The sequence below is a fragment of the Streptomyces sp. NPDC002156 genome, assembly GCF_053593675.1.
Map to the genome: position 1 here is coordinate 1 of NZ_JBSFDA010000347.1, position 3,186 is coordinate 3,186.

General features: G+C 67.1%; 3 protein-coding genes. All 3 read right to left on the bottom strand.

Going from position 1 to position 3,186, the window contains the following annotated elements; translation table 11 throughout:
- Window positions 1–169: 169 nt before the first annotated feature.
- Entirely contained in the window at window positions 170–946 is a 777-nt protein-coding gene (pstB, locus tag ACWCRB_RS49520; protein ID WP_451002330.1) for a phosphate ABC transporter ATP-binding protein PstB, read from the bottom strand.
- A 75-nt stretch (window positions 947–1,021) separates the two neighbouring features.
- On the bottom strand, window positions 1,022–2,074 hold the full coding sequence (pstA, locus tag ACWCRB_RS49525; RefSeq protein WP_451002331.1) for a phosphate ABC transporter permease PstA: 1,053 nt from the start codon (window positions 2,072–2,074) through the stop codon (window positions 1,022–1,024).
- Entirely contained in the window at window positions 2,071–3,078 is a 1,008-nt protein-coding gene (pstC, locus tag ACWCRB_RS49530; RefSeq protein ID WP_451002332.1) for a phosphate ABC transporter permease subunit PstC, read from the bottom strand. Before pstC ends, pstA begins: the two co-directional genes overlap by 4 nt.
- Window positions 3,079–3,186: the final 108 nt, after the last annotated feature.

Here is a 3,186-nt window from a genome sequence, read left to right on the forward strand (position 1 = left end):
GCAGCCCCCCGGGATGGGACGGGTGGGGGCGGCGGGGGCGAGAAAAAACACGAACGGGCCCGCCCCCGGAGGATGCTCCAGGGGCGGGCCCTATTCGACCTCGCGGTGGCACCGCCATGCAGCACCGCGAGGGGTCTTGAAGCAAGCCGGCGAGCCGGCAAAGGCCTGCTCAGCCGAAGCGACCCGAGATGTAGTCCTCGGTCGCCTGCACCGACGGGTTGGAGAAGATCCGCTCCGTGTCGTCGATCTCGATCAGCTTCCCGGGCTGCCCGACCGCCGAGAGGTTGAAGAACGCCGTCTTGTCCGACACACGCGCCGCCTGCTGCATGTTGTGCGTCACGATGACGATCGTGAACCGTTCCTTCAGCTCACCGATCAGGTCCTCGATCGCGAGCGTCGAGATCGGGTCGAGGGCCGAGCACGGCTCGTCCATGAGCAGAACCTTCGGTTCAACCGCGATCGCCCGAGCGATGCACAGCCGCTGCTGCTGACCGCCCGACAGCCCCGAACCGGGCTTGTTCAGCCGGTCCTTGACCTCGTTCCAGAGGTTCGCGCCCTTCAGCGACTTCTCCACGACATCGCTCAGCTCGGACTTCTTGTACGAGCCGTTCAGCCGCAGCCCCGCCGCCACGTTGTCGAACACCGACATCGTCGGGAAGGGGTTCGGACGCTGGAAGACCATGCCGACCTCACGCCGTACCGACACCGGGTCGACCCCGGCGCCGTACAGGTTCTCGTCGTCGAGCATGACCTTGCCGTCGACCCGCCCGCCGGGCGTGACCTCGTGCATGCGGTTCAGGGTGCGCAGGAAGGTGGACTTGCCGCAGCCGGAGGGGCCGATGAAGGCCGTCACCGAGCGGGGCTCGACCGTCATCGAGATGTCCTCGATCGCGCGGAAGGAGCCGTAGTAGGCGCTGAGGCCGCTTACGTCGATTCGCTTGGCCATGGATATCACTGCTTCTTTCGAGGGGTCAGCCGGCGGTCGAACCAGCCGGCTACAGGTCGCTGTCGTATGGCCGCGTCAGCGACCTGTCTTCGGTGCCTTCCAGCGGGCGATACCGCGTGCACCGAGGTTGAGGATCATCACGAAGGCGATCAACGTCAGCGACGCCGCCCAGGCTCGGTCGTACGACGCATCCGTGCCACCGCTGTACTGCTGATAGATGTACAGCGGAAGCGAGGCCTGCGCACCCTCGAAGGGGTTGTTGTTGATGAACGGGTTGCCGAACACCAGCAGCAGCACCGGCGCCGTCTCACCGGCGATACGGGCCACCGCCAGCATGATGCCGGTGGTGATACCGCCGATGGCGGTCGGCAGGACCACCTTCAGGATCGTGCGCCACTTCGGGATGCCGAGCGCCAGGGACGCCTCACGCAGCTCGTTCGGTACGAGCTTCAGCATCTCCTCGGTCGACCGGACGACCACCGGCATCATCAGGATGGCCAGCGCCAGCGAACCGGCGAAGCCGAACGGCTGCATCTCGAACTGCAGCATGATGCTCAGGATGAAGAGGCCCGCGACGATCGACGGGATGCCCGTCATGACGTCCACGAAGAAGGTGACGGCCTTGGCCAGGTTGCCGCGCCCGTACTCGACCAGGTAGATCGCGGTGAGGACGCCGATCGGCGCGCCCATCGCGGTGGCCAGAGCGACCTGCTCCAGGCTGCCGATGATGGCGTGGTAGATGCCACCGCCCGGCTCGGCGTCGGCGACGACGCCCATCGAGTGGGTCAGGAAGTAGACGTCGAGGACCTTCACACCGCGGGCGACGGTCGTCCAGACCAGAGAGACCAGCGGCACGACGGCGAGCAGGAAGGCGACCCAGACCAGCGAGGTCGCAATGCGGTCCTTGGCCTGACGCTTGCCCTCGACAATCGAGGCGATGACGTACGTACCGACGACGTACAGGATCGCGGCGATCAGGCCCCACTGGATGTTGCTGTCCAGACCGGCGGCGAAGCTGATGCCGATCCCGAGGGCGATGGACCCGGCGGCGAGGGCGTAGGGGAACCACTTGGGGAGCCTGGCGCCCTGCATGCTGCTCGGGCGCTTCTCGGCTACGACGGTGCTCATGCGTTGGCCCCCGAGTACTCGGCGCGGCGGGCGATGATCGCGCGGGCGGCGCCGTTGACCAGCAAGGTGATGACGAACAGGACGAGACCGGAGGCGATGAGCGCGTCACGGCCGAACTCGTTCGCCTCGCCGAACTTGGCGGCGATGTTCTGCGCGAAGGTGCCGCCGCCCGGGTCGAGCAGGCTGGTCTGGATGAGGAAGCTCGGGGAGAGGACGGTGGCGACGGCCATCGTCTCGCCCAGTGCGCGGCCGAGGCCGAGCATCGACGCGGAGATCACACCGGAGCGCCCGAAGGGCAGCACCGCCATGCGGACGACCTCCCAGCGGGTGGCGCCGAGGGCCAGCGCGGCCTCCTCGTTCATCCGCGGCGTCTGCCGGAAGACCTCACGGCTGACGTTGGTGATGACCGGCAGGATCATGATCGCGAGCAGGATGCCCACTGTCAGCATCGAGCGCGGCGCGCCCTCTTCCCAGGAGAAGATCCCGGTCCAGCCGAGGTAGTCGTTGAGCCAGCCGAAGAGGCCGTTCATGTTCGGTACGAGGATCAGGGCGCCCCACAGGCCGTACACGATGGACGGCACGGCGGCGAGCAGGTCGATCACGTACGCGATGGGGCCGCTGAGCTTGCGCGGGGCGTAGTGCGTGAGGAACAGCGCGATGGCGACGGCGACCGGGACCGCGATGACCATCGCGATGATCGAGGAGACCACCGTGCCGAAGGCCAGGACGGCGATGCCGAAGACCGGCGGGTCGAGGTTGGCGTTCCACTCGAAGGTGGTGAGGAAGTTGCCCTCGTCCTTGCTGATCGCGAGGATCGCGCGATAGGTGAGGAAGATGGCGATCGCGGCCATGACCGTCAGCAGCAGGATGCCCGAGCCACGGGAGAGACCGAGGAAGATCCGGTCACCGGGTCGGGTGGCGCCACGGGCGGCGCGCTTCTGCTCGACCGCGGTCGGCTGGGGGGTGGGGGGTGAGGTGTCTGAGTTCTTGGTGGTTATGTCCATCGGGTTCTCCGGTCAAGAGGCTGCGGGCGATCAGCGACGAGCTGTCGGACCGTTTCTACGAGCGGGCCGACGTAGTACGCACACTGGTGGTGACGCTCCTGGCCGGGC